10 protein-coding genes are annotated in these 24,262 nt (G+C 70.8%); 7 read left to right on the top strand and 3 right to left on the bottom strand.

Annotated elements, in window-relative coordinates; translation table 11 throughout:
• Positions 1-14,513: amino acid adenylation domain-containing protein (locus tag ACT2CW_RS45175; protein ID WP_445520758.1), on the bottom strand; the 14,513-nt coding region annotated here is incomplete at its 3' end.
• Positions 14,514-14,995: 482 nt separating this feature from the next.
• Between ACT2CW_RS45175 and ACT2CW_RS45170 the strand changes: the two genes are divergently transcribed.
• The 7 genes from ACT2CW_RS45170 (at position 14,996) to ACT2CW_RS45140 (ending at position 21,340) form a co-directional block, all read left to right on the top strand.
• On the top strand, positions 14,996-15,982 hold the full coding sequence (locus tag ACT2CW_RS45170; RefSeq protein ID WP_445519653.1) for a class I SAM-dependent methyltransferase: 987 nt from the start codon (positions 14,996-14,998) through the stop codon (positions 15,980-15,982).
• A gap of 18 nt (positions 15,983-16,000) precedes the next feature.
• A complete protein-coding gene (locus tag ACT2CW_RS45165; protein ID WP_445519654.1) occupies positions 16,001-16,789 on the top strand; it encodes a 2-keto-4-pentenoate hydratase in 789 nt (262 codons plus the stop codon).
• A gap of 77 nt (positions 16,790-16,866) precedes the next feature.
• Positions 16,867-17,775 carry an acetaldehyde dehydrogenase (acetylating) gene (locus tag ACT2CW_RS45160; protein WP_445519655.1) on the top strand — a complete coding sequence of 303 codons (909 nt, stop codon included), beginning with the start codon at positions 16,867-16,869 and terminating at the stop codon, positions 17,773-17,775.
• Positions 17,775-18,851 carry a 4-hydroxy-2-oxovalerate aldolase gene (dmpG, locus tag ACT2CW_RS45155; RefSeq protein WP_445519701.1) on the top strand — a complete coding sequence of 359 codons (1,077 nt, stop codon included), beginning with the start codon at positions 17,775-17,777 and terminating at the stop codon, positions 18,849-18,851. The genes ACT2CW_RS45160 and dmpG overlap by 1 nt, the downstream gene beginning before the upstream one ends.
• A 20-nt stretch (positions 18,852-18,871) precedes the next feature.
• Positions 18,872-19,129, top strand: a complete 258-nt coding sequence (locus ACT2CW_RS45150; RefSeq protein WP_445519656.1) for an acyl carrier protein — start codon at positions 18,872-18,874, stop codon at positions 19,127-19,129.
• Positions 19,130-19,241: 112 nt separating this feature from the next.
• On the top strand, positions 19,242-20,315 hold the full coding sequence (gene hisC, locus ACT2CW_RS45145; RefSeq protein ID WP_445519657.1) for a histidinol-phosphate transaminase: 1,074 nt from the start codon (positions 19,242-19,244) through the stop codon (positions 20,313-20,315).
• A 50-nt stretch (positions 20,316-20,365) separates the two neighbouring features.
• Positions 20,366-21,340: an LnmK family bifunctional acyltransferase/decarboxylase gene (locus tag ACT2CW_RS45140; RefSeq protein WP_445519658.1), complete on the top strand. Its 975-nt coding sequence runs from the start codon at positions 20,366-20,368 to the stop codon at positions 21,338-21,340.
• Positions 21,341-21,403: 63 nt separating this feature from the next.
• Here ACT2CW_RS45140 and ACT2CW_RS45135 read toward each other — a convergent pair whose 3' ends face one another.
• Together ACT2CW_RS45135 and ACT2CW_RS45130 are read right to left on the bottom strand one after the other, a co-directional pair.
• Positions 21,404-22,672: a cation:proton antiporter gene (locus ACT2CW_RS45135; protein WP_445519659.1), complete on the bottom strand. Its 1,269-nt coding sequence runs from the start codon at positions 22,670-22,672 to the stop codon at positions 21,404-21,406.
• Between the two features lie 9 nt (positions 22,673-22,681).
• On the bottom strand, positions 22,682-24,085 hold the full coding sequence (locus ACT2CW_RS45130) for a tryptophan 7-halogenase (RefSeq protein ID WP_445520757.1): 1,404 nt from the start codon (positions 24,083-24,085) through the stop codon (positions 22,682-22,684).
• Between the last annotated feature and the right edge of the window lie 177 nt (positions 24,086-24,262).

Here is a 24,262-nt window from a genome sequence, read left to right as displayed (position 1 = left end):
CGGTTCCAGCGCACCACATCCCCGGTCCGGTACATCCGCGCACCAGCCCCCTCGAACGGACACGCCACAAACCGGTCCGCGGTCAGGCCCGGACGGTTCAGATACCCCCGGGCCAGCCCGGCGCCGGCCAGATACAGCTCTCCCGGTACCCCCGCCGGCACCGGAGCCAGCCGCTCGTCCAGCACATACGCCCGGGTGTCGGCCAGCGGGCGCCCGATGGGGATGTCGCCCCCGTCGCCGACGTCGGCCTCGGTGACCGGGTGGGTATGGGTGTAGGTGGTGCTCTCCGTCGGGCCGTACCCGTTGATGAGCCGGGTTCCCGGCAGGGCTTCGAGAAGGGTCCGGCACTGCGGTACCGAGAGCACGTCCCCGCCGGTGAGGAGGGCGCGGACGCCGCGCAGTGCCTCGACGTCGATGTCCACCACCTGGTGCAGCAGGCCCGTGGGCAGCACCGCGACGGTGACCTGTTGGCTGGTCAGGAAATGCCGGAGGTCGGCCACGGACAGCGTCCCGGCCGGTCCGACCGCGAGTGTCGCCCCGTTGACCAGGGCGATCCACATCTCGAAGGTGGTGCAGTCGAACGACACCGAGGCGAGGTGCGCCACCACGTCACCGGGACGTACATCGGCGTACCCGGCCGGACGCACGAGGCGGTCGATCCCCCGGTGGGTGACCGTGACTCCCTTGGGGGCGCCGGTGGAGCCCGAGGTGTAGATGACATAGGCGGCCTGGTCAGGACGCGGCGGCGCGGCACGGTCCAGCCGGGTGAGCGGGCCCTCGTCATCGGCGGCCACCGCCGCCCGCACCGCCGGATCGTCCAGCGTGATCCGGGCCGGGCCTGACTCCGGGTCGAGGGGGCCCGCGTCGGACTGGTCGAGTCGGCCGGCGAAGGACGCGGTGGTGACCAGGGCGACCGGCGCCGCGTCGGCCACCATGAGACCGATGCGACCGATGGGGTACGACGGGTCGATCGGCAGATAGGCGCCCCCGGCCTTCAGCACCGCCAGCAGCACGGCGACCCTCTGTGGCGAGCGGTCCATCACCACCGCGACCACGGACTCGGGGCGTACCCCGTGTCCGATCAGGTGCCGGGCGAGGCGGTTGGACTCCGCGTCGAGCTGCGCGTACGTCATCCGCTCGTCGCCTCGGACCAGCGCGACGGCGTCGGGGGTGCGGGCGGCCTGCGCGCCGAACAGCTCGGGCACGGTGGCCGCGGGTTCCGGGCGTGCCGTGTCGTTCCACTCGGTCAGGATTTGCCGCCGCTCGTCGGCGTCGAGCGGGTCGATCCCGTGAAGGGACCGGTGGGGGTCGGCCGCGGCCGTGCGCAGGATGTGGACCAGCCGGGTGGCGAGCGTCTCGGCCGTGGTCCGGTCGAAGAGATCGGAGGCGTAGGTGATCCCGCCGTTCAGACCGGCCGGCCGGCCCTGGTCGTCGAAGCGCTCTTCGACGTGGAAGTCGAGGTCGAACTTGGCCATGGAGACCTCGGAGGGCCGGGCCTCGACGTCCAGGCCCGGCAGGTCGATCGTCGCCTGGGGAACGTTCTGCACCGCCAGCATGACCTGGAACAGCGGGTGCCTGGCCAGCGAGCGGGCCGGGGCCAGCTCCTCCACCAGCCGCTCGAACGGCACCTCCTGGTGCTCCAGCGCGCCCAGCGCCCGCTGCCGCACCCGCCCCAGCAGCTCGGCGAAGCTCGGGTCGCCGGACAGGTCGGTGCGCACCACCAGCGTGTTCACGAAGAACCCGACCAGGTCCTCCACCGCCTGATCGTTCCGCCCGGCGACCGGGCTGCCGATCGGGATGTCCTCCCCCGCGCCCAGCTTCGACAGCAGCACCGCCAGGGCGGCCTGCCACACCATGAACATCGTCACACCCTGCCGGGCCGCCAGCTCCGCCAGCTGGGCGTGCAGGTCGGCCCGCAGGGTCAGCGGCACCCAGCCACCGCGGTGACTGGCCACCGCGGGCCGCCGCCGGTCCACCGGAAGCTCCAACTCCTCCGGCGCACCCCGCAGTTCGGCCTTCCAATAGGCCACCTGACCTGCCAGCACACTGTCCGGATCCTCCGGATCGCCGAGCATCCCCCGCTGCCACAGCGCGTAGTCCGCGTACTGCACCGGCAGCGGCTCCCAGCCCGGCGCACGCCCGGCGCGGCGGGCGGTGTAGGCGGCCGACAGGTCCCGCAGCAGCGACCCCATGGACCAGCCGTCGCCCGCGATGTGGTGGACGACCAGCACCAGCACCCAGTCGCCTGGGGCCACCGACCCGGCATCGGGTGCCGGCTGGTCAGTGCCCGAGGTGAAGAGCGTGGCGCGCAGGGGCGGCTCGCCCGCGAGGTCGAAGGCGTGCGCGCAGGCCCGGTCGATCCGCGCTTCCAGTTCATCGGCGGCGACCGGGATCAGAGGCAGCTCCACGCCCGCCTCGGCGACGGAGGCGATCTCCTGGTACGGCTCCCCCTCCAGCTGCGGAAAGCGCGTCCGCAGACTCTCGTGCCGGGCCACCACATCGCCCAGCGCCGCCCGCAGCGCCGAGATGTCCAGCCGTCCCGACAGCCGCAGCACCAGCGGAATGTTGTACAACGCGCTCGCGCCCTCGAGCCGGTCCACGAACCACAACCGCCGCTGGGCGTAGGAGAGCGGCAGCACCCGCGGACGCGGCCCGGCCACCACCGCCGACCGCGCCGGCACACCACCGGCCTGCTCCAGCCGCGCCGCCAGACCGGCCACGGTCGGCGTCTCGAACACCGCCGGGACCGGGACCTCCAGACCCATGACCGCCCGGATCCGGCTGACCAACCGCACGGCCAGCAGCGAATGCCCGCCCAGCGCGAAGAAGTCGTCCTCCACAGTGACCCGGGGCAGGTCGAGTACCTGGGCGAACACCGAGCACAGAATCTCCTCGTACACGGTGGCCGGTCGCCTGCCCGGTCCCGCGCCTGCGCCGGACACGTGGTGCGGCGCGGGCAGCGCGGCACGGTCGACCTTGCCGTTCACCGTCAGCGGCAGCCGCTCCAGCACCACCACCGACGGCACCATGTACTGCGGCAGCCGACTCGCCGTGAAGTCCCGCGCCACCGCGCCGAATTCCGCGTCCGCCGCGCCGTGGGTGAGGACGACATAGGCGGCGAGGTACTTGTCACCGGGGGTGTCCTCGCGGGCGATGACCACCGCCTGGGCCACCTGCTCGTGCTGGGCCAGCACCGCCTCGACCTCACCCGGCTCGACGCGGAAGCCACGGATCTTCACCTGGTCGTCCGCCCGGCTCACGAACTCCAGCTGACCGTCGCGGTTCCAGCGCACCACGTCGCCCGTCCGGTACATGCGCCCACCGCCGCCTTCGAACAGGCAGGCCACGAACCGCTCACCGGTCAGCCCCGGACGGTTCAGATACCCCCGGGCCAGCCCGGCGCCGGCGATGTACAGCTCACCGACCACCCCCGCCGGCACGGGGTTGAGGAATTCGTCGAGCACGTACATCCGCGTGTTGTCCAGCGGATACCCGACCGGCACCACATCCCCGATCGCCTTGGGGTCCTGGATCGGGATCTGGGTACCGATGACGGTCACCTCGGTCGGACCGTAGGTGTTGCGGACCGTGATCGAGGGCACGGCCTCCAGCACCTGCCGCACCGCCGCGGTGGGGACCACGTCCGCGCCGGTGTACACCTCGTGCAGCCCGGCGAAGGCGGTGGGGTCCTCCTCGGCGATCACCCGGAACAGCCCCGCGGTCAGCTGGGCGTGGGTCAGCCCGTGGTCGCCGACCAGCGACCTGAGCAGCGCCGCGTCGATCCGGCCCCGGGGGGCGATGACCACCTGTCCGCCGGTCAGCAGCCGCACCCACAGCTCGAGGGTGGAGCCGTCGAAGGTGTGCGGCGCGGCGAACAGGCCCCGGGCCTGCCCAGGGAAGTGCCAGCAGCGGTCACCGGCGAGTTCCACCACGTCCCGGTGGGTGGTCGCGATGCCCTTGGGCTCACCCGTCGATCCGGAGGTGAACATCACGTACGCCAGCTGGTCGGGCATGACCGGCACCGGTACGGCCGAGTCGGGCGCATCGGCCCACGCGGCCTCCGCCTCGTCCGCGTCGGCCACGACCACCGTGCCGGCGTGCTCCCGTACGGTCGGCGCGTACACCTCGTCGACCAGGCACACCTCCACACCGGCCTGGAGCAGCACCTGTCCGATGCGCTGGGCCGGCTGGCCGGGATCGACGGGCACATACACGCCGCCGGCCTTCACCACCGCCAGCAGAGCGGTCACGAGGTCGATCGACCGGTCCATGACCACCCCGACAAGGGACTCGGGGGCCACCCCACGGTCGATCAGATGCCGGGCGAGACGATTGGACCGGGCCTCCAGTTCGCCGTACGAGACCCGCTCCTCGCCGGACGCCAAGGCGATCGCCTCAGGGGCGCGGGTGGCGTGCGCGGTGAACAACGCCGGCACGGTGTCGGCGGCCGGGCGGCGGTCACCGTTCCATTCCGTCAGCAGTCGCCGCCGCTCGGCGGGGTCCAGCAGGTCCAGGCGGCTGATGGGACGGGCAGGGCCGGCGGCGACGGTCTTCAGGAGCCGGACCAGCCGGGTGACCAGCGTCTCGGCCGTGGCCTGGTCGAACAGGTCGGTGGCGTACGTGAGTCCGCCGAGCAGACCGTCGGGCCGCCCCTGTCCGTCGAACCGCTCGACGACTTGGAAGTCGAGGTCGAGCTTGGCCATGGTGGCATCGCCCGGGTGGACTTCGACGTCCAGGCCCGGCAGGTCGATCGTCGCCTGGGGGACGTTCTGCACCGTCATGGTGACCTGGAACAGCGGGTGCCTGGACAGCGAGCGGGCCGGGGCCAGCTCCTCCACCAGCCGCTCGAACGGCACCTCCTGGTGCTCCAGCGCGCCCAGCGCCCGCTGCCGCACCCGGCCCAGCAGCTCGGCGAAGGTCGGATCGCCGGACAGGTCGGTGCGCACCACCACCATGTTCATGAACAACCCGACCAGGTCCTCCACGGCCTGGTCGGTCCGTCCGGCGATCGCGCTGCCGATCGGGATGTCCTTACCCGCGCCCAGCTTGGACAGCAGCACCGCCAGGGCGGCCTGCCACACCATGAACATCGTCACGCCCTCGGCACGGGCCAGCTCCGCCAGGTCGGCATGGAGTTCCGGCGGAACGTCGATCACCGCCCAGCCGCCCCGGTGACTGGCCACCGTGGGCCGCCGCCGATCCACCGGAAGCTCCAACTCCTCGGGCACGCCTTGCAGTTCGGCCTTCCAAAAGGCCACCTGCCCGGCCAGCACACTGCCCGGATCCTCCGCATCGCCGAGCATCCCCTGCTGCCACAGCGCGTAGTCCGCGTACTGCACCGGCAGCGGCTCCCAGCCCGGCGCACACCCGGCACACCGCGCCGCGTACGCCTCCGACAGATCCCGCCACAGCAGCCCCATCGACCAGCCGTCGCCCGCGATGTGATGCACGACCAGCACCAGCACCCAGTCGCCTGGGGCCACCGACCCGGCATCGGTCGGCGACGGGCCGGTGGCAGAGGTGAACAGCGTGGCGCGCAGGGGCAGCTCGCCCGCGAGGTCGAAGACGTGCGAGCAGGCCCGGTCGATCCGCGCTTCCAGCTCGTCGGCGGCGACCGGGACCACCGGCAGATCCACGCCCGCCTCGGCGACGGACACGATCTCCTGGTACGGCTCCCCCTCCACCTGCGGGAAACGCGTCCGCAGACTCTCGTGCCGCGCCACCACATCACCCAACGCCGCCCGCAGCGCCGAGACGTCCAGCCGTCCCGACAACCGCAGCACCAGCGGAACGTTGTACAACGCGCTCGCACCCTCGAGCCGGTCCACGAACCACAACCGCCGCTGGGCATAGGAAAGCGGAAGCACCCGCGGACGCGGCCCGGCCACCACCGCCGACCGCGCCGGCACACCACCGGCCCGCTCCAGCCGCGCCGCCAGACCGGCCACGGTCGGCGCCTCGAAAAGGGCCCGGACGGGCAGTTCGACCCCCAGCACGGTGCGGATCCGGCTGGCCAGCCGCACCGCCTGGAGCGAGTGTCCGCCCAGTTCGAAGAAGCTGTCGTCGACCCCGACCCGCGGCACGCCCAGCACCTGGGCGAAGACCGCGCGCAGAAGGTCCTCGCGCACCGTGGCCGGTCGCCTTCCCGGCGCCGCGCCGGATCGGGGCTCGGGGGCGGGCAGGGCGGCGGAGGCGGGGTCCGCCTGCTCTTCCGCCCGGCGCACGAGCTCCAGCTGACCGGCGCGGTTCCACCGCACCACGTCCCCGGTGCGGTACATCCGGGCACCGGGTTCCTCGAACGGGCAGGCCACGATCTGCTCGGCGACCGGACCCGGACGGTGCCGTTCCGCACGGGCGAGCCCGGCACCCGCTAGATACAGCTCACCGGCCACCCCCGGCGGCACCGGTTCGAGAAGGGCGTCCAGGACGTAGACACGCGTGTCGGCCGACGCATCCGCGATCGGTACGCGCTCCCCACCGGGTACCGGCGTCGCCGCGTCATTCCACTCCGTCAGGATCCGCTTTCGCTCCGCGGCGTCCAGCAGGTCGATTCCACGGATGGGCCGACGGGGGTCGTCGACCGCCGCCCGCAGGACCCGGATCAGCCGGGTGATGAGCATGTCCACCGTGGCCTGGTCGAACAGATCGGTGGCATACGTGATGCCGCCGTCCAGACCGGCCGGCCGACCCAGCGCGTCGAAACGCTCGATGACCTCGAGGTCCAGGTCGAACTTGGCGCCCTGTGCCCCGGACGGCATGACGCCAACCTCGACCCCGGGCAGGTCGAGCGCCACGTCCGGGACGTTGTGCAGCGTCAGGGCGACCTGGAACAGCGGGTGCCTGGCCATGGAACGGGCCGGGGCCAGCTCCTCCACCAGCCGCTCGAACGGCACCTCCTGGTGCTCCAGCGCGCCCAGCGCAGACCGCCGCACCCGCCCCAGCACCTCGGCGAAGGTCGGGTCACCGGACAGGTCGGTGCGTATCACCAGCGTGTTCACGAAGAACCCGGCCAGATCCTCCAGGGCCTGATCATTGCGCCCGGCCACCGGGCTGCCGATGAGGATGTCCTCCCCCGCGCCCAGCCTGGAGAGCAGCACCGCCACCGCCGCCTGCCACACCATGAACATCGTCACGCCCTCGGCACGGGCCAGCTCCGCCAGCTCCGTATGCAGTTCGGCGGGCATCCGGAAGCCGCACAGCCCGCCCTGGTGGCCGGCCTCCACAGGTCGCGGCCGGTCCACCGGCAAGGTCAGTTCCTCCGGCGCCCCGGCCAGCGCCTTCCGCCAGTACGCCAGCTGGCCGGCCAGCACGCTGTCCGGATCGTCCGCCTCACCCAGCACCTTCCGCTGCCACAGCGTGTAGTCCGCGTACTGCGCCGGCAGCGGCTCCCAGCCCGGCGCGCTCCCCGCACGGCGCGCCGCGTACGCCACCGACAGATCCCGCCACAGCAGCCCCATCGACCACCCGTCGGCCGCGATGTGGTGCACGACCAGCACCAGCACGGACTCACCCGTCACCACCAGGCCGTCCTCCGGCGGCGGCTGGTCCGAGTCGAGCGCGAACAGAGTGGCCCGCACCGGCAGTTCGGCTGCCGCGTCGAAGGCATGGGAGGACGCCCGGTCGATCCACGCCGCCAACTCGTCAGCGGCCACCGGGATCAGCGGCAGGTCGACACTCGCCTCGGCGACAGGCACGATCTCCTGGTACGGCTCCCCTTCCACCTCCGGAAAGCGCGTCCGCAGACTCTCGTGCCGCGCCACCACATCGGCCAGCGCCGCCCGCAGCGCGGAGACGTCCAGCCGTCCCGACAACCGCAACACCAGCGGAACGTTGTACAGCGCGCTCGCGCCTTCGAGACGATCCAGGAACCACAACCGGCGCTGAGCGTACGACAGCGGCAACACCGGCGGACGTGGTCCGGCCACCACCGCGGGCCGCGCCGCATCGCCACCGGCCCGCTCCAGCCGCGCCGCCAGACCGGCCACGGTCGGCGTCTCGAACAGCGCCCGCACCGGCACCTCCGCACCGAAGACCGTGCGGACCCTGCTGACCAGCCGCACCGCGAGCAGTGAATGCCCGCCGAGGGAGAAGAAGTCGTCCTCGGCCCCGACCCGGGACAGGCCCAGCACCTGGGCGAAGAGCGAGCACAGGAGCTCCTCGCGCATGGTGACGGGCCTCCGTCCCGCGTCGGAGGCGTAGTCCGGCACCGGGAGGGCGGCCCGGTCGAGCTTGCCGTTCACCATCAGTGGCAGCCGCTCCAGCACCACGATCGCCGACGGCACCATGTACTCCGGCAGCCTGCCCGCGAGGTACCCGCGCACCGCCGGCTCCAGCCCTTCGCCGACGGCCGTGCCGGGGTCACCCGCGGGGACGACGTAGGCCGTCAGACGCTTGTCACCGGGAGTGTCCTCACGGACGATGACCACGGCCTGCGCCACCCGCTCGTGCCCGGCCAGCACCGCCTCGACCTCACCCGGCTCGATCCGGAAACCGCGGATCTTCACCTGGTCGTCGGCACGGCCGACGTAGAGGAGCTGGCCGTCGGCGGTCCAGCGCACCTTGTCGCCGGTGCGGTACATGCGCCCTGCCTGCCCGCCATCGGGCCGGGAGTGGCTCCCGGCCGCCGGGCCGGAGGAGAGGGGCCCGGCCGCCCCGCGGAACGGATCGGCCACGAACCGCTCGGCGGTGAGCCCTGGGCGGTTCAGATACCCCCGGGCGACACCGGCGCCGGAGACGTAGAGGTCACCGACCACCCCCACCGGCACGGGCGCGAGGTGTTCATCGAGGACATAGACGCTGGTATTGGGCAGCGGCCGGCCGATGCTCGGCAGGTCACCGGGGCGCAGCGGGCCCGCGGCGGCCGCGATCACGGTGATCTCGGTCGGTCCGTACGCGTTGCCGAACCAGCGGTCGGCGCCCCACCGGTCGACGAGTTCGGAGCCCAGAGCCTCGCCCGCGACCAGCAGCGTCCGCACGGAGGCCAGTTCGGCCTCGGTCTCGACCATGCCGAGGACCGTGGGCGGGAGCTGCATATGCGTGACGGCGTGCCGGGCCACCACACCGGCCAGCCCGGCTCCGGGCAGCAGGTGCTCGGCCGGCGCCACCACCAGGCATGCCCCAGCGGAGAACGCCATCATGATCTCCCAGGTCGCGACGTCGAAGCCGATCGACGCGAACTGCAACAGCCGACTGTCGGAGTCCAGGTCCGGCCATCGGTCGGCCATGAGGTTCACGGCGTTCGCGTGCGGTACCACGACACCCTTGGGCGTCCCCGTCGAGCCGGAGGTGTAGATCACATAGGCGGCGTGGTCCGGGCGCAGGGGGGCGATCCGGTCGGCCTGGGAGAGTGCGCGCGCGTCCTGGCCGGCCACCGTCGCCCGGACCACCGGGTCGTCCAGCGTGATCCACTGCGGGCCGGTCTCCGGTCCGTGCCCGTCCGCGTGGGGCTCACGCAGTCGGCCGGCGATCGCCGTGGTGGTGAGCAAGGCGACCGGGGTGGCGTCGGCGCACATGAAGGCGACGCGCTCGGCGGGCTGGCCGGGGTCGATGGGGAGGTAGGCGCCACCGGCCTTCACCACCGCCAGCAGCGCGGTGATCAGGTCGGGCGAGCGCTCCATCACCACCGCGACCAGGGACTCCGGCCCCACTCCGCGCGTGATCAGATACCGGGCGAGGCGGTTGGCACGCGCCTCCAGCTCGGCGTAGGACAGCCGCACGTCTTCGTAGGCCAGAGCGTCGGCGCCGGGGGTGCGGGTGGCCTGGGCGGTGAACATGTCCGCCAGTGTGGTGACGGGCACCGGGCGGGCGGTGTCGTTCCACTCCGTCAGGATCCGCTGCCGCTCGGCCGTGGGGAGGACGTCGATGTGCTCGAGTGGGGTGTCCGGGTGCTGTTCCAGAGCGCTGATCAGGTTTTCGGTGGTGGTATGCAGCAGGCGGGTGATCAGCTCCGGGTCGATCGCCGCGGCCACCTGCACCTCGAAGGCGAAGTCGTAGTCACTGTCGTCCACGGACACGACCAGGGGGTAGTTGGTCCGGTCCCAGGAGCCGAGGACCTCGGTCCCGTGTGGCTTCGGCGCCACCCAGTCGCCGCTGAAGAAGTGCCGGTAGTTCAGCAGGGCGGTGAACAGCGGAGCCGGGGCGCGGACGCCGCTGGCCCGCTGGGCGACGGCCAGTGAGGCGTGTTCGTGCACGATCAGGTCGGCCAGCTGAGTCTGCATCGAGCGCATCGCGTCCCGCACACCGATGCCGCTGCCGGTGCGCGCGCGCACCGGCAGCGTATTGATGAACAGCCCCGGGACACGGTCGGCACCCGCTCCGGCGTTCATCCGTCCGAACAGCACGGTGCCGAACACCACGTCGTCGCGGGCGGACACCGACGCCAGGACGCGGGCCCACACGGTATGGAACACCGTCGCGGGGCTCACCCCCAGCACACTGGCCTGCTGCCGCAACCGCACCGCCAGCCGCCCGTCCACCGGCAGACGGGCCTCCCTGACGGCCGTACCGTCCCCGTGCACGTCCACCAGCCCGAACGGGGCCGTCGGCTCGGCCACGTCTCCCAGCAGCCCCGCGAAGTACCGCTCGTGCTCGGCCGGAGGTATTCCCATCCGTGCCTGCGCCACGAAGGTACGGAACGGCAAGGGCACCGGGAGCTCATCCCCTCGCCCGTCCAGGACCGTCTGCACCTCGTCCAGCACCACATCCAGGGCGGTGTGATCCTGCACGAGATGGTGGAACTGCAACACCCCACGCCAGCGTTCACCGTCCGGTTGGGCCGCGACACACATCCGCAGCAACGGACGCCGGCTGATATCCATCGCCGAACCGCTCGCGGCCAGCAACTCCTGGACCGTGTCAGAGGCTGTGCCCTCCAGGGTGATCTCCTGAACGGGGAGCCGGGCTTCGCGGAGTACCACCTGGACCGGCTCCCGCAGTCCTTCCCACAGGAACACCGTCCGGAATGTGTCATGCCGGTCCACGACCGTCTGGAAAGCGTCCACGTACCGGTCCAGACGGGTCCGGGAATCAAACTCCAACACGATGGACACGACGTATGCGTCGTTGCCGCTGTCCCGCATGAGGTGGTGGAAGAAGATGCCTTCCTGCAACGGCGCCAGCGGATATATGTCCGCCACGTTCGCCGCCCCGCCCGGGACCTGCTCGACGATCCGTGCAATCTCCTCACCGGTCAGCTCGACGAGCGGCAGCATGTCCGGCGTGATCGCCTCCGCCCCCACCGGAATCATGTTCGGCGGGACCGTGATCTCGGACTGACCGGCCACCACGGCCAGACTGGCCACCGTCGGTGCGGTGAACAACGACTGCACGTCAACTGTCAGGGCCCGCTGCCGCAGCCGTTCGACCAACGACACCGCGAGCAGTGAGTGTCCGCCCAGCTCGAAGAAGTTGTCGTCGATGCCCACCTGCGGCAGCCCGAGGACCGTGGCGAACTCCTCGCACAGGATCTCCTCCCGCGGAGTGCGCGGCCCGTGCGCCGACACGGATGTGTCAGGCGCCGGCAGCGCCTTCCGGTCCAGCTTCCCGTTCACCGTCAACGGCAGGCCGTCCAGCACCACCACCGCAGACGGCACCATGTACTCGGGCAGGCGCTCACTCGCGTAGCTGCGCACTTCACCGGCCAGTGCGCTCATGGGCGCGGATTCGCCACTCGCCGGAACCACGTACGCCACCAGACGCTTGTCATCAGGCTGATCCTCACGGACCACCACCGCGGTCTGCCCCACCCGTTCGTGGGCGAGCAGCACGGCTTCCACCTCACCCGGCTCGATCCGGAACCCGCGGATCTTGACCTGGTCATCCGCCCGTCCCACGAACTCCAGCCGCCCACCGCTGGTCCAGCGCACCACGTCCCCGGTCCGGTACATCCGGCCACCAGCACCCTCGAACGGGCAGGCCGCGAACCGCTCGGCGGTCAGGCCCGGACGGTGCAGGTAACCCCGGGCCAGCCCGGCGCCGGCCACGTACAGCTCACCCGCCACGCCCACCGGCACCGGATGGAGGAAGTCGTCGAGGACGTACACCCGAGTGTTGTCCAGCGGGTGGCCGATGAGGCTGCCCGGGTGTTCCTCGTCCGCCATGGCCACGTCGAGCCGGAGGTGGCTGACATGCACGGTGGTCTCGGTGATGCCGTACATGTTCACCAGCGTCGGCGCCTCACCCCGGTGGCGGGCGTACCACTCCCGCAACCGGCGGAGATCGAGCGCCTCACCGCCGAACACCACCAACCGCAGCGCCAGTTCGGCACCCACCTCGGCGTGCCGCCCGTCGGCCCGCACGAGCTGGTAGAACGCCGAAGGAGTCTGGCTGAGCACCGTCACCCGCTCCCGCACCAGCAGGCGCAGGAACTCCCCGGGGGAGCGCGAGATGTCAAACGGAACCACCACCAGGCGCCCGCCGTGCAGCAACGCGCCCCACAGCTCCCACACCGAGAAGTCAAACGCGAAGGAATGGAACCAGGTCCACACGTCCCCGCTGTCGAAGCCGAACCGCTCCCCCGCCCCCTGCAAAAGGGCCGCCACATTCGTATGGGCGACAGAGACACCCTTGGGAGCACCGGTCGATCCAGAGGTGTAGATCACATAGGCCGGGTGTTCGGGCCGGAGTGGGGCGACTCGGTCGCCCTGGGCCAGGGCGTGTGCGTCCTGTCCTGCCACCTCGGCCCGTACCGCCGGATCATCCAGCACGATCCACCGCGGCACGGACGGTCCGGCATGTGGTCCTTCCCGGCCCAGCCGACCGGCGACCGCGGCAGTCGTCAGCAAGGCGACCGGGGCCGCGTCCGCCACCATCGAGGTGATGCGCTCGGCCGGGTATTCCGGGTCGACCGGCAGATACGCACCACCCGCCTTCATCACCGCCAGCAGCGCCGTGACCAGCTCGGGCGAGCGGTCCATCGCCACCGCCACCAGCGACTCCGGACCCACACCCCGCGCGATCAGGTACCGGGCCAACCGGTTCGACTCCGCCTCCAGTTCCGCGTACGAGACCCGTTCCTCGCCCGATACCACCGCCACGGCCTCGGGAGTGCGAGCGGCCTGCGCGCCGAACAGCTCCGGCACCGTCGCAGCCGCCACCGGGCGCGCGGTGTCATTCCACTCGACCAGCGTCCGCCGGCGTTCGTCGGCGTCCATCACCTCGATACGGTCCAGCCCGATGCCGGGATCGGCGGCGACCTCGCACAGGATCCGGACGAGGCGGGTGACGAAGCCTTCGGCCGTGGCCTGGTCGAACAGGGCGGTGGCGTAGCTGAGCACGGCCTCCATACCGGCCGGCCGGCCCTGGCCGTCGAATCGTTCCATCACCTGGAAGTCCAGGTCGAACTTGGCCAGGGGTATCTCGCCGGGGCGGACCTGGACCGTCAGGCCCGGCAGGTCCAGCGTCCCCTCGGGGGTGTTGTGGAGTGTGACGTTGACCTGGAACAGCGGATGCCGGCCGACCGAGCGGGCCGGGGCCAGCTCCTCCACCAGCCGCTCGAACGGCAGATCCTGGTGGTCCAGTGCGCCCAGGGCCGCCTGCCGCACCCGTCCCAGTACCTCGGCGAAGGTCGGGGCACCGGACAGGTCGGTGCGCACCACCAGCGTGTTCACGAAGAACCCGACCAGGTCCTCCAGGTCCTGCTCGGTCCGCCCGGCGACCGGGCTGCCGATCGGGATGTCCTCGCCCGCGCCCAGCTTGGACAGCAGCACCGCCACCGCGGCCTGCCACACCATGAACATCGTCACGTCCTGCCGAGCCGCCAGCTCCGCCAACTCGGCGTGCAGTTCGGCCGGCAGGTCGAGCCGCACCAGTCCGCCGTCGTGATCGGCCGTCGCGGGCCGCGGCCGGTCCACCGGCAGGGCCAGCTCCTCCGGCGCCCCGGCCAGGGCCTGCCGCCAGTACGCGAGCTGCCTGGCCCGCACACTGTCCGGGTCGTGTGCCTCACCCAGCAGCTCCTGCTGCCACAGGCTGTAGTCGGCGTACTGCACCGGCAACGGCTCCCAGCCCGGCTCACGCCCGGCGCACCGCGCCGCATACGCCTCTGAGAGGTCCCGCCACAGCGGGGCCACCGACCACCCGTCGGCCGCGATGTGGTGCACCACCAGCACCAGCACACACTCACCGGTCACCGGCGAGTCGCGGTCCACCGTCGGTTGCCCGGACACCGGCGTGAGCAGTGTGGCCCGCAGGGGGATTTCGGCCGCCAGATCGAACACGTCCAGGGAAGCGCGGGCGATACCGGATTCCAGCTCGTCGGCAGGGGTGGGAACCAGGGTCAGCTCGACGCTTGCCCCGTCCGGGGGAAGGATCTCCTGGTACGGCTCCCCGCCCAGCTGCGGGAATCGCGTGCGCAGACTCTCGTGCCGGGCCAGGACGTCGTCCAGCGCGACCCGGAGCGCCGCGACGTCCAGCCGTCCGGACATCCGCAGCACCAGCGGGATGTTGTAGAGCGCGGTCGGGCCTTCCAGCTGGTCCAGCAACCACATCTGACGCTGCGCATACGACGCGGGGATCACAAGAACTCCTTACGGGCGGGAGCATCCGACGAAGGAAGGAGAACGACTGTGACGGACTTCGGGCAGTCGCGATCCCGACGGCGGTCGGGGATCCAGGCGCCAACCAAACCGTGCATCCACTCCAACGGGGCGATGCTCCAGGGACACGCCTGTTCACGGCATCGGTAGGAGCCACAGTTACGGCTCGCCCCCGCGGTTTCCCCGTCGTTCCGGCAGCCGAGTCCGCCACGGGCGGCGCTTGTGCCGCCCCTCGCGGAGGGCACGCGGAAGAGCTCTCGGCAGGAAACCCGGGCCCGGCGGGGAATGCCTCGACGATGCCCCGCCGGTGTCCGGCCGTGGGGTGGCGCGACCGTAACGGCGGTCGTCACCGATGTCGTTGGCCGCGGGTCACCGAATGATGACACATGGACCCGGCTCGCATGCGCGGGACGCCTTATGACGCCTTACTTCGAGAAGTACCCTCCTCGATTCGGGAGCGACGCATGAACAGGACCGACTCCAGGGAGACCGCCGCCGATCTGGCCGCCGACGCCGCTCTCCTTGAGATCGCCGAGGGCCTCGGCCTTTCCGCCCTCCTGGACCGGGCCGCGCCCTTCACTCTCCACGAGGTGACGGCCGCCGCCGATGTGCCGGAGTCCGGTGCCGCGGCGTTTCTCGACGCACTGCTCTGCGCGGGACTGGTGGAGCGGGGCGAGGACCCGCACCATTTCCTGCCCTGCTCCGACATGGCCGACCGCCGGTACGCGGCCGGCTACCTCTCCTGGGCGCTCAATGCGAACCGCCCGTACATCGACAACGCGACGTCGTTCCTCCGCGAGCCGGCGGCGGCAGGCGCGCGGTACCAGCGGGACGGGCGCCGGGTGGCGGTCTCGTCCCGCTGGATCGGGTCGTACGGCTTCTACCCCGGCGTCATCTCGGAGATCACCAGCCGCAAACCGCGGCGGATCGTGGATCTCGGCGCGGGAGCCGGCGGTCTGCTGATCCACCTGCTGACCGCGCTGCCGGACAGCACCGGACTGGCCCTGGACCTGAGCGCGGCGGCCTGCGAGGAGGCCGAACGGGCCGCCCGGCGGGCGGAGGTGGGCGATCGTCTCGACGTGGTGAACCGTTCGATCGAATCGCTCGTGGACGATCACTCGCCGGTCCGGGACGCGGACGTCGTGCACGCGGGATTCGTGATGCACGACGTGGTGAGCAGGCCCGATGTGCTCGAGGGCGTGCTGCGCGCCTGCCGGGCGTCGATCGCGGACGGGGGGTGTCTCGTGGTGACCGACGCGGTGCCCTACGTCGCCGGTCCGAGGGAGCGGAGCTTCAGCGCGCTCTTCACATACCTGCACTCCAGCTCGATGGACGTCACGCTGCCGCCCGAGGAGGAATGGCACGCCGCGTTCCGTCGGGCCGGGTTCTCCGACGTGACCAGCACACCGCTGCGGATGCCCGGCAGCCGGATGTTCGTGGCCGCCGGATAGGACGGGAGCGCTGTGAGGATGTCGGCCGAAGACACCGTGGCAAGGGCGAGGGCCCTCTACGAGGCGCGCGCGAAGCGGGTACCCATCGCGCCGTTCACCGACGCGGACCCCGCTTTGGGCATGGACGACGGATATGCCGTCCAGCGTGAACTCGTGCGCATGCTGGTCGCGGACGGCGACCGCGTCGTCGGGTACAAGGCGGGCCTCACGTCCGCTGCGATGCAGGAGATGTTCGGCGTCGACACGCCGGACTACGGTCCCGTGCTGGCCTCCACCGTGTACGCCGACGGGGCGACCGTGTCGTGCGACTCGTTCATCGCGCCCAAGGTGGAGGCCGAAATCGTCTTCCGCCTCGGCGCGCCCCTCACGGGTCCCGGCGTCACGCCGGAGCAGGCGCGCGGAGCCGTCGCGGAGGTCATGGCGGGGCTGGAGATCGTCGACTCCCGGATCGAGAAATGGCGCATCGGACTCGCCGACACCATCGCCGATCTCGCGTCGAACGGTGCCGTCGCTCTGGCCCCGCCAGTCGTCTCCGCCGCGGGCCGCGACCCCCGTCTGATCGGCATGGTGTTCTCGCGCAACGGCGAGATCGTGGCCACCGGCGCCGGCGCCGCGGCCCTGGGAGATCCGGTCGCCGTCGTGGCATGGCTGGCGAACGTGCTCGGCGAGCGCGGGGTGTCCCTGGACGCCGGGCAGTTGATCATGACGGGGGCGCTGCACGCCGCGGTCCCGATGAGTCCCGGGGACACGTTCGTCGCCGAGTTCGACCGCTTGGGCTCCATCACTCTGCACGTGGACGGCCCCTAGGCAACCGTCCTTCCGACCGGAACGCCGTACCCGGGCTCGTCAAGGCGGGTCTGCTCACAAGGAAGGGCGGTACAGCCATGAGCAGTACAGCCAGGGAGAGAAGCGGACGACTATCCGCGGCGGTGCTCGGCGCCGGCCTCATCGGAGTCGACCTGGCGGCCAAGATCATGCGTTCGCGTTCCCTCGACTGCCGGCTGGTCGTGGCACGTCACGACGACACACCGGGTCTGCGGCACGCGGCCGGACTCGGGCTGCCGACCGCGACGGGCGGCGTCCAGTCCCTGGTCGACGCTCCGGACCCGTTCGACGTGGTCTTCGACGCCACCAACGCCGTGTCGCACGCCGAGCACGCGGAGCGGTTGAGGCCCCTCGGGGCGATGCTCGTCGATCTGACGCCGAGCAAGGTGGGGCGGATGGTGGTCCCGACCGTGAACGGGGCGGACGTCCTGGACCACGGCGACATCAACATGATCAGTTGTGGCGGTCAGGCGTCGATACCGATCCTGCACGCGATCGCGCGGCAGCATCGGGTCGACTACGTCGAGGTGGTGACCACCGCGGCCAGTCTGAGCGTGGGCCGGTCCACCCGGCTGAATCTCGACGAGTACATCGAGACCACCCAGGACGCGGTCCGTGACTTCACCGGGGTCAAGGACGTCAAGGCGATCCTCAACGTGAGCCCCGCCAGGCCGCCGGCGACCTTCCGGGTCGCCATGTCCGTGCTGGGGGAAGAGCTGACCGCGGAATCGGTGCGCGCTGCCGTGGCGACCGCGACGGAGCAGGTCCGGGCGTTCGCCGGTGGCTTCGAGGTCGCGGCGTGCGTCGTGGACGACGGGAAGGCCCTGATCGCCATCGAGGTCACCTCGTCCGGCGACCGCATCCCGCGGTACGCGGGCAACCTCGACATCATCAACTCCGCCGCGCTGCACATCGCCGAACTGTACGCGGCGTCCCACCTCCCGACTGCCGGCGCGGTGATGTCGTGATCCGGACGGCAGACAGCAAGAGCGGCGGGCGGAAGCCGGTTCTCGTCCATGATCCGACCCTGCGCGACGGACATCACGCGGTCCGCCACAACCTCGGACCCGACCAACTGCGCGGGTACGCGGCCGCCGCGGACGCCGCGGGTGTTCCGGTGGTCGAAGTGGGGCACGGCAACGGCCTGGGCGCGTCCTCCCTCCAGGCCGGCCAGGCTCGGCTCGGCGACGACGAGATGCTGTCCGTCGTGCGGGAGGCCCTGCCGAACAGCAGGATGGGCGTCTTCATGATCCCCGGATGGGGCACCGTCCAGGACCTCAAGAAGGCCATCGCCCACGACGTCGACGTGGTGCGGATCGGCACGCACTGCACCGAGGGGGACCTCGCCGAGCGGCATCTGGGGTTCCTCCGCGACGCCGGTGTCGAAGCGCACGGCGTCCTCCTGATGAGCCACATGGCCAGCCCCCGGCAACTGGCGGAGGAGTGCGCCCGGCTCGTGGAGTACGGGGCGAGCGGGGTGGGGATTCTCGACTCCTCCGGTCATTTCCTCCCGGCAGACGTGGCGGAGCGCATCGGCGCCATCCGCCACGCCGTCGACGTACCGGTGATGTTCCACGGTCACAACAACCTCGGCATGGCCGTGGCCAACTCGGTCGCCGCGGTCGAGGCGGGGGCGAGCATCGTGGACGCCTGCGCCCGGGGCTTCGGGGCGGGGGCCGGCAACACCCAGCTCGAGGTCCTGGTACCCGTGCTGGAGCGGATGGGATTCGCCACGGGCATCGATCTGTACGGTCTCCTGGACGCGGCGGACATCGCCGGACGCGAGCTGATGCCCGCCCCGCCGACCATCGACTCCGTCGGTGTCGTCAGCGGCCTGTCCGGAGTGTTCTCCGGATTCAAGAACCGGGTCCTCGACATCTCCCGGCGCGAGGGGGTCGACCCGCGCGACGTCTTCTTCGAACTGGGCGAGCGCCAAGCGGTGGCCGGCCAGGAAGACCTCATCGTGGACGTCGCACTCGCCTTGCGGGAGGGAGCCCACAGCGGCCGGCCCGCCGGGGAGTCGCGGGCTTCCGGTCAGGTGTGACAGCGAAAGAGGAACAAGCCATGTACGAGGTACTCAAAGGCATCCTGGTGGGCGACCTCCAGATGAGGGAGGAAGCGGTCGTGCCGACGGCCGGCCGCGAGGAGGTGGGTCTCGACTCCCTCACGGCGGTGGAACTTGCGGCGCTGCTGCGCGGCCGGCTCGGCGTCGAGATCCACGACTACGAGCTGATGGACGCCGCCACGGTCGCGGACGTCGCACGTCTGCTGGAGGAGCGGCTGCCGCACGCCGGAGCCGAGGCCGCCGAGGGGCGCCCCTGAGTCCGTCCCGCGACCGCCGGATCACCTGCCGGATACCGCCGGATTACCTGCCAGATCACGACGCACTGGCCTCGCGTGCTGACGCACTGGCCTCGCGTGCTTGGGAGCCCCCTTGTCCTTGCCTCGACTCCGCACGGTCCTCGGCCGTCTCACCGCGTACCAGCCGACCGAAGGGGTGCATGCGGCGGCGGCGCGCACGCGCCCGCTGTCGGCGAACGAATCTCCCCACGGCCCGCTGCCGGGCATCGTGGAAGCGATCGCGGCGGCGGCTTCGACGGTGAACCGCTACCCCGACCCGGGGTGCGGCGAGCTGACGCGTGCGATCGCGCGAACGCACGGGATCGCGGAGGACAGGGTCGTGGTGGGCGCGGGGTCGGTCGCGCTCCTCCAGACACTGCTGCAATCCGTCGGCGACCCCGGCACCGAGGTCGTCTACGCCTGGCGGTCGTTCGAGCTCTACCCCATTCTCGCCGACCTCGCCGGCCTGCGCTCCGTGCGGGTGCCCCTGGTCGAGGACGCGCACGACCTCTCGGCCATGGCCGACCGGATCACCGACGCCACCCGACTGGTCCTCATCTGCAATCCCAACAATCCGACGGGCACGGTGGTCGCCAGGGAGGAGCTGCGGAAGTTCCTGGCGCGCACCCCGCCGACCTGCCTGGTCGCCCTCGACGAGGCGTACTACGAGTACGCGCGCGAGCCGGCCGCCTCAAGTGGCCTGGACCTCGGCGAGGCGCACCCGAATCTCGTGGTGCTGCGCACGTTCTCGAAGGCGTATGGACTCGCCGGCCTCCGGGTCGGCTACCTCGTGGGTGATCCCCGCGTGGTCGAGCAGCTGCGCAAAGCCTGCCTCGTCTATGCGGTGAACGGGATCGCGCAGCGAGCGGCCGTGGCGGCCCTCGGGCTCGAGGACCAGTTGTTGCGCCGCGTCGACGCCACGGTCGCGGAACGCGGCCGAGTCCGGGACGCCCTGGTGGCCCATGGCCGGGACGTTCCGGCCAGCCAGGCCAACTTCCTCTGGCTCCGGCTGGGCGATGCCTCGGCCGAGTTCGGCAGGTGGTGCACGGGCAGGGGCATCGCCGTGCGGACGTTTCCGGGCGAGGGCGTGCGCGTGTCGATCGGCCGCGCCGAGGACAACGACGCCTTCCTCGCCGCATCGGCCGAATGGCTCAGGCACCCCTGGTGAGCCAACCCCGCGACATGGCTCACTCAGCCCGATCAGAAAGGCAGGGAACGGTGCATCGGAGCACTACGACACGGCCCGACCGGGAGGTGGACGACAGTTCGCTGTCCCGCCACGTGGTCGTCGCCCCGGGCATGTGCAGTGGCGGATCACTCGTCTTCGGTCAGATCGGGGACTGGACCTGGGAGGCGGTGGCTGCCGCCTGCCGCACCAATGTGCACGCGGCCCGCACCTCCGAGGGGCAGCCCGCCTATCTGTCCTTCTACTACTTCCACGTACGCGGCGGGGACGTCGTCCATCCGCACGGCCTCAGCTTCGGCGACGAACTCCAGGTGACCTCCCGGGTGTTCCAGTTCGGCAGCCAGTCGGTGATCACGCTCCACCGGCTCGCACCGGCGGGGCTGGGCCTGGCCGACACACCGCTGGATCCCGCGGAGCTGTACGAGCGCCCCCATCCGGACTGTCTCTACGCCGAGAACTTCAACCGCTGGATCGCCCGTAGCCGCCCGAGCAGCAACCGGCGGTTGTCCCAGGTCGCGCCGCCGGACTTCGCCTACGGCGACCTCCCCCGGCTGCCCAACTCCTACTCGCCGCGCACCCTCGTCGGACGCGCCCGCGAGGCGGGCAGCTTCTACTCGGCGGCGCCGCCCGGCCTCGTCGCGGCCGGGCCGGCCCACACGTCCGAGTACACGCTGGACGTCGTGCGCGACCTCAACGGTGCCGGGCTGGTGTACTTCGCCTCGTACTTCTCGATCTTCGACACGGCGCTGCTGCGCGTGTGGCGGTCGCTAGGCCGCGGCGACGAGCAGTTCCTGCGGCGCAAGGTGGTCGACCAGAAGGTCGGGTACTTCGGCAACGCCGACCCGGGCGCGGTGTTCACCATCACGGTGCACAGGTGGCGCAGCACGGCGCGGCCGCGGATCGAGATCGCCGACATGACCATGTGTGACTCCGGCACGGGTCGTCTGCTCGCCGTCGCCGGTATCGAGATCGACCTCGATGCGTCCTCCGCGGACGCGTCGCCGTGACATCCGCGGACGCGTCGCCGTGATACTCGCCCTCCGGGCCGGTATCAGCACCGCGCTCGGCCGCTACCCGGCGACGTACCCGCGGAAGCCTTGCCGCTCGTACTCGAACTCTCCGAGCTGTCGCGCGTCCCCACCGGCGCGCCGCTCCAGGACGCGCAGCATCGGCCCGGTCATGGCGGTGGTCACCAGAGCCATGAGAATCATCAGGGAGTAGAAAGAAGCGTCGATCACGCCCAGTTCGAGACCCGCGGTCAACAGCACGATCTCGGTGAGACCGCGGGTGTTCATCAACGCGGCCAGGGCGGTCGCCTGGAGCATGGGAATCCCGCTCAGCCGCGCACCCGCGAAGGCACCGAGGAACTTTCCGGCGAGTGCGACGAGCAGGATGAGGACGAGTTCCCCGAGTCCGGCGAAGCCGATCCCGGAGAGGTCCACCCGCAGTCCCGACAGGACGAAGTACACGGGCAGCAGAAGAACACCGCTGATCGACTCGATGTGTCCGGTGAGCTCGGACTTGGCATCCGCCCGCTCAGTGCGGGGTGTCACCGTACCGAAGAGGAAGGCCCCGAAGATGAAGTGGATCCCCACCCACTCGGCGGCCCAGCAGGAGAGCATCAGCCCAGCCATGACGCCCACCAGTGGGCCGCCCGTGCCCCCGCTCCCCTCCACCGCGGTGAACGCCCGGCGCAGCAGCGGGCGTACCAACGTCACCATAACGATCAGGCCGAGGGGCACCAGCAGCAACCGCGCCTGACCGGTGCCCCCGTTGACGGTCACGACGAGGCCGAGAAGCAGCCAGGCCAGAACGTCGCCGATCCCGGCGCCGGCCAGGGCGATGCCACCGAGACGGGTCCGGTCCAGTCCGTAGTCGGTCAAGATCCTGGCCAGCACCGGGAACGCCGTGACCGACATCGCCGGGCCCAGGAAGAGCACGAAACCGGTCTGGCTGTGTACGTGGTGATCGCGGACCAGGTACAGCGCGAGCAGCACACCGAGGACGAAGGGCACCGCCACGGAACAGAGCGAGATCCGAAGGGCGACCCGCGCCTTGTCACGCAATTCGTCGAAGGGCAGCTCATAACCGATGACGAACATGAACAGGGCGAGGCCGACGTTGGCAAACGCCGCCAACAGCGGGCGCGTGTCCGCGGGGAACAGGAAATCCGCGAGGGCACCCCCGAACAGCGATGGCCCGATGAGGATTCCGGCCAGGATCTCCCCGACCACCGCAGGCTGTCGCAGGAGACGGGCCCCGGCGCCGAACAGCGTGCCGAGCACGAGGACGGCGACGAGGCCGAGGAACAGCCACTGAACCTGGTGAGTGGTCAGCACATGGGTCCCTCAGGAAGCGGGCTGTTCGGGGCGAGCCCAGTGCATGCCGTCGGGTGACTCGACCAGACCGCCCTCGTACAGGGGAGCGTCCCCCAGGCTCTCCCCGAAGAGCGCCTGGACCTGAACCCGGGATCCCTGCCAGTGGATCTTCCGCGACCGCTCCAGCAGATCCGCCCTGCGCTCCTGGCTGAAGGAGGGCGCGGTACCGATCAGTGCCTCCTCATTGGACGCGCCGCCGCCCACCAGTTCCGCGAAGGACTCCGCCGCCGGGGCAGAACTCCCGATGACGCTCTTCGCCTTGCGGAAGTACGCGTGTTCATCATTCTGTAGGTCGTAGAAGGCGACCAGGAAGTCGTGGAATACGTCGTACTCCCTGCGGTAACGGGTTTCGTACTCGCGGAAGCAATGAGCCTCGTCGATGGCGCCGCGCAGTGTGGTGTTGATCGATCGGGCCGCCAACAGGGCACTGTAGGTGGACAGATGAACGCCGGAGGAGAAGAGCGGGTCGATGAAGCAGGCGGCGTCGCCGACCAGCACCATGCCGGGCCGCCAGAAATTCTCCTGAATGTAGGAGTAATCCTTGCGGACGCGGACCTGCCCGTACGGCCCCTCCGTGACGCGCTCCGCCTCCGACAGGTAGTCGGCGATGAGCGGGCACTCGTCGATCAGGGACTCCAGCACCTTGTCCCGGGGCCCGTCCTGGAGGCGTGCCAGCGCCTCACGCCTCAGCACCGCACCGACACTGGTGAGCTCATCGGAGAGGGGGATGTACCAGAACCAGCCGAGATCGAAGGACGCGCAGGTGATGTTGCCCGTCCAAGGGGCGGGCGCTCGCCTTCCGCCTGTGTAATAACCGAAGAGGGCGATGTTCTGGAAGACGTCCGAGTACGTGCGCGCACCGCCGATCCGCTTGTGGATGCGGCTCTTGTTTCCCGAGGCATCCGCCACGAACCTGGCGCGGACCTCCCGCCGGACGCCTTCGGCGTCGTCGTACCGCACACCGCGGATCCGGCCCTCCTCCTCGAGCACGTCCACGACCTCGCTGCGCTCACGGACGTCCACACCCTTGCTGCGGGCATTGTCGAGGAGGATCTTGTCGAACTTCATGCGCTCGACCTGGTAGGCGTAGGAGGTCGGGCCCGAGAACTTTTCGGAGACGGAGAAATCAAAGGTCCAGGGCTCGGCGTTGAGCCCCCAGCGGAAGGTGCCTCCGTGCTTCTTCATGAAGCCGGAATTCGCCAGCTCATCCGTGACTCCGAGGAGGCGGCAGATTCCGTGCACAGTGGAGGGGAGCAGCGACTCGCCGATCTGGTGCCGCGGGAACTCCTCCTTTTCCAGGAGCAACACCCGATGGCCCTGGAGGGCCACCAGTGTCGACAGCGTGGATCCACCAGGACCGCCCCCGACGACCACTACGTCATAATCTGACTGAACAGCAGAATTCACGCCTTTCGCTGCCTCTCATATCGTTCGCCGGTGGGTCATGTCGTTCGCCGGTGGGCAAGGGTTCTCCACATCTCTGCCATCATCACCGCGCGGCAGTGAGCCCGGCATCGGCGAGAGCCACCGTTACACGACGTGCCTCAGCCC

Source organism: Streptomyces sp. NEAU-174, from assembly GCF_052665095.1.
The sequence above is the reverse complement of the archived record's forward strand: the minus strand, read 5'-3'. Positions and strand labels throughout refer to the sequence as shown.

Excerpts from the sequence above, each read along its gene's own strand:
- ACT2CW_RS45170 (WP_445519653.1), top strand. The coding sequence starts at position 14,996 with ATGAACAGGACCGACTCCAGGGAGACCGCCGCCGATCTGGCCGCCGAC.
- ACT2CW_RS45165 (WP_445519654.1), top strand. The coding sequence starts at position 16,001 with ATGTCGGCCGAAGACACCGTGGCAAGGGCGAGGGCCCTCTACGAGGCG.
- ACT2CW_RS45160 (WP_445519655.1), top strand. The coding sequence starts at position 16,867 with ATGAGCAGTACAGCCAGGGAGAGAAGCGGACGACTATCCGCGGCGGTG.
- ACT2CW_RS45150 (WP_445519656.1), top strand. The coding sequence starts at position 18,872 with ATGTACGAGGTACTCAAAGGCATCCTGGTGGGCGACCTCCAGATGAGG.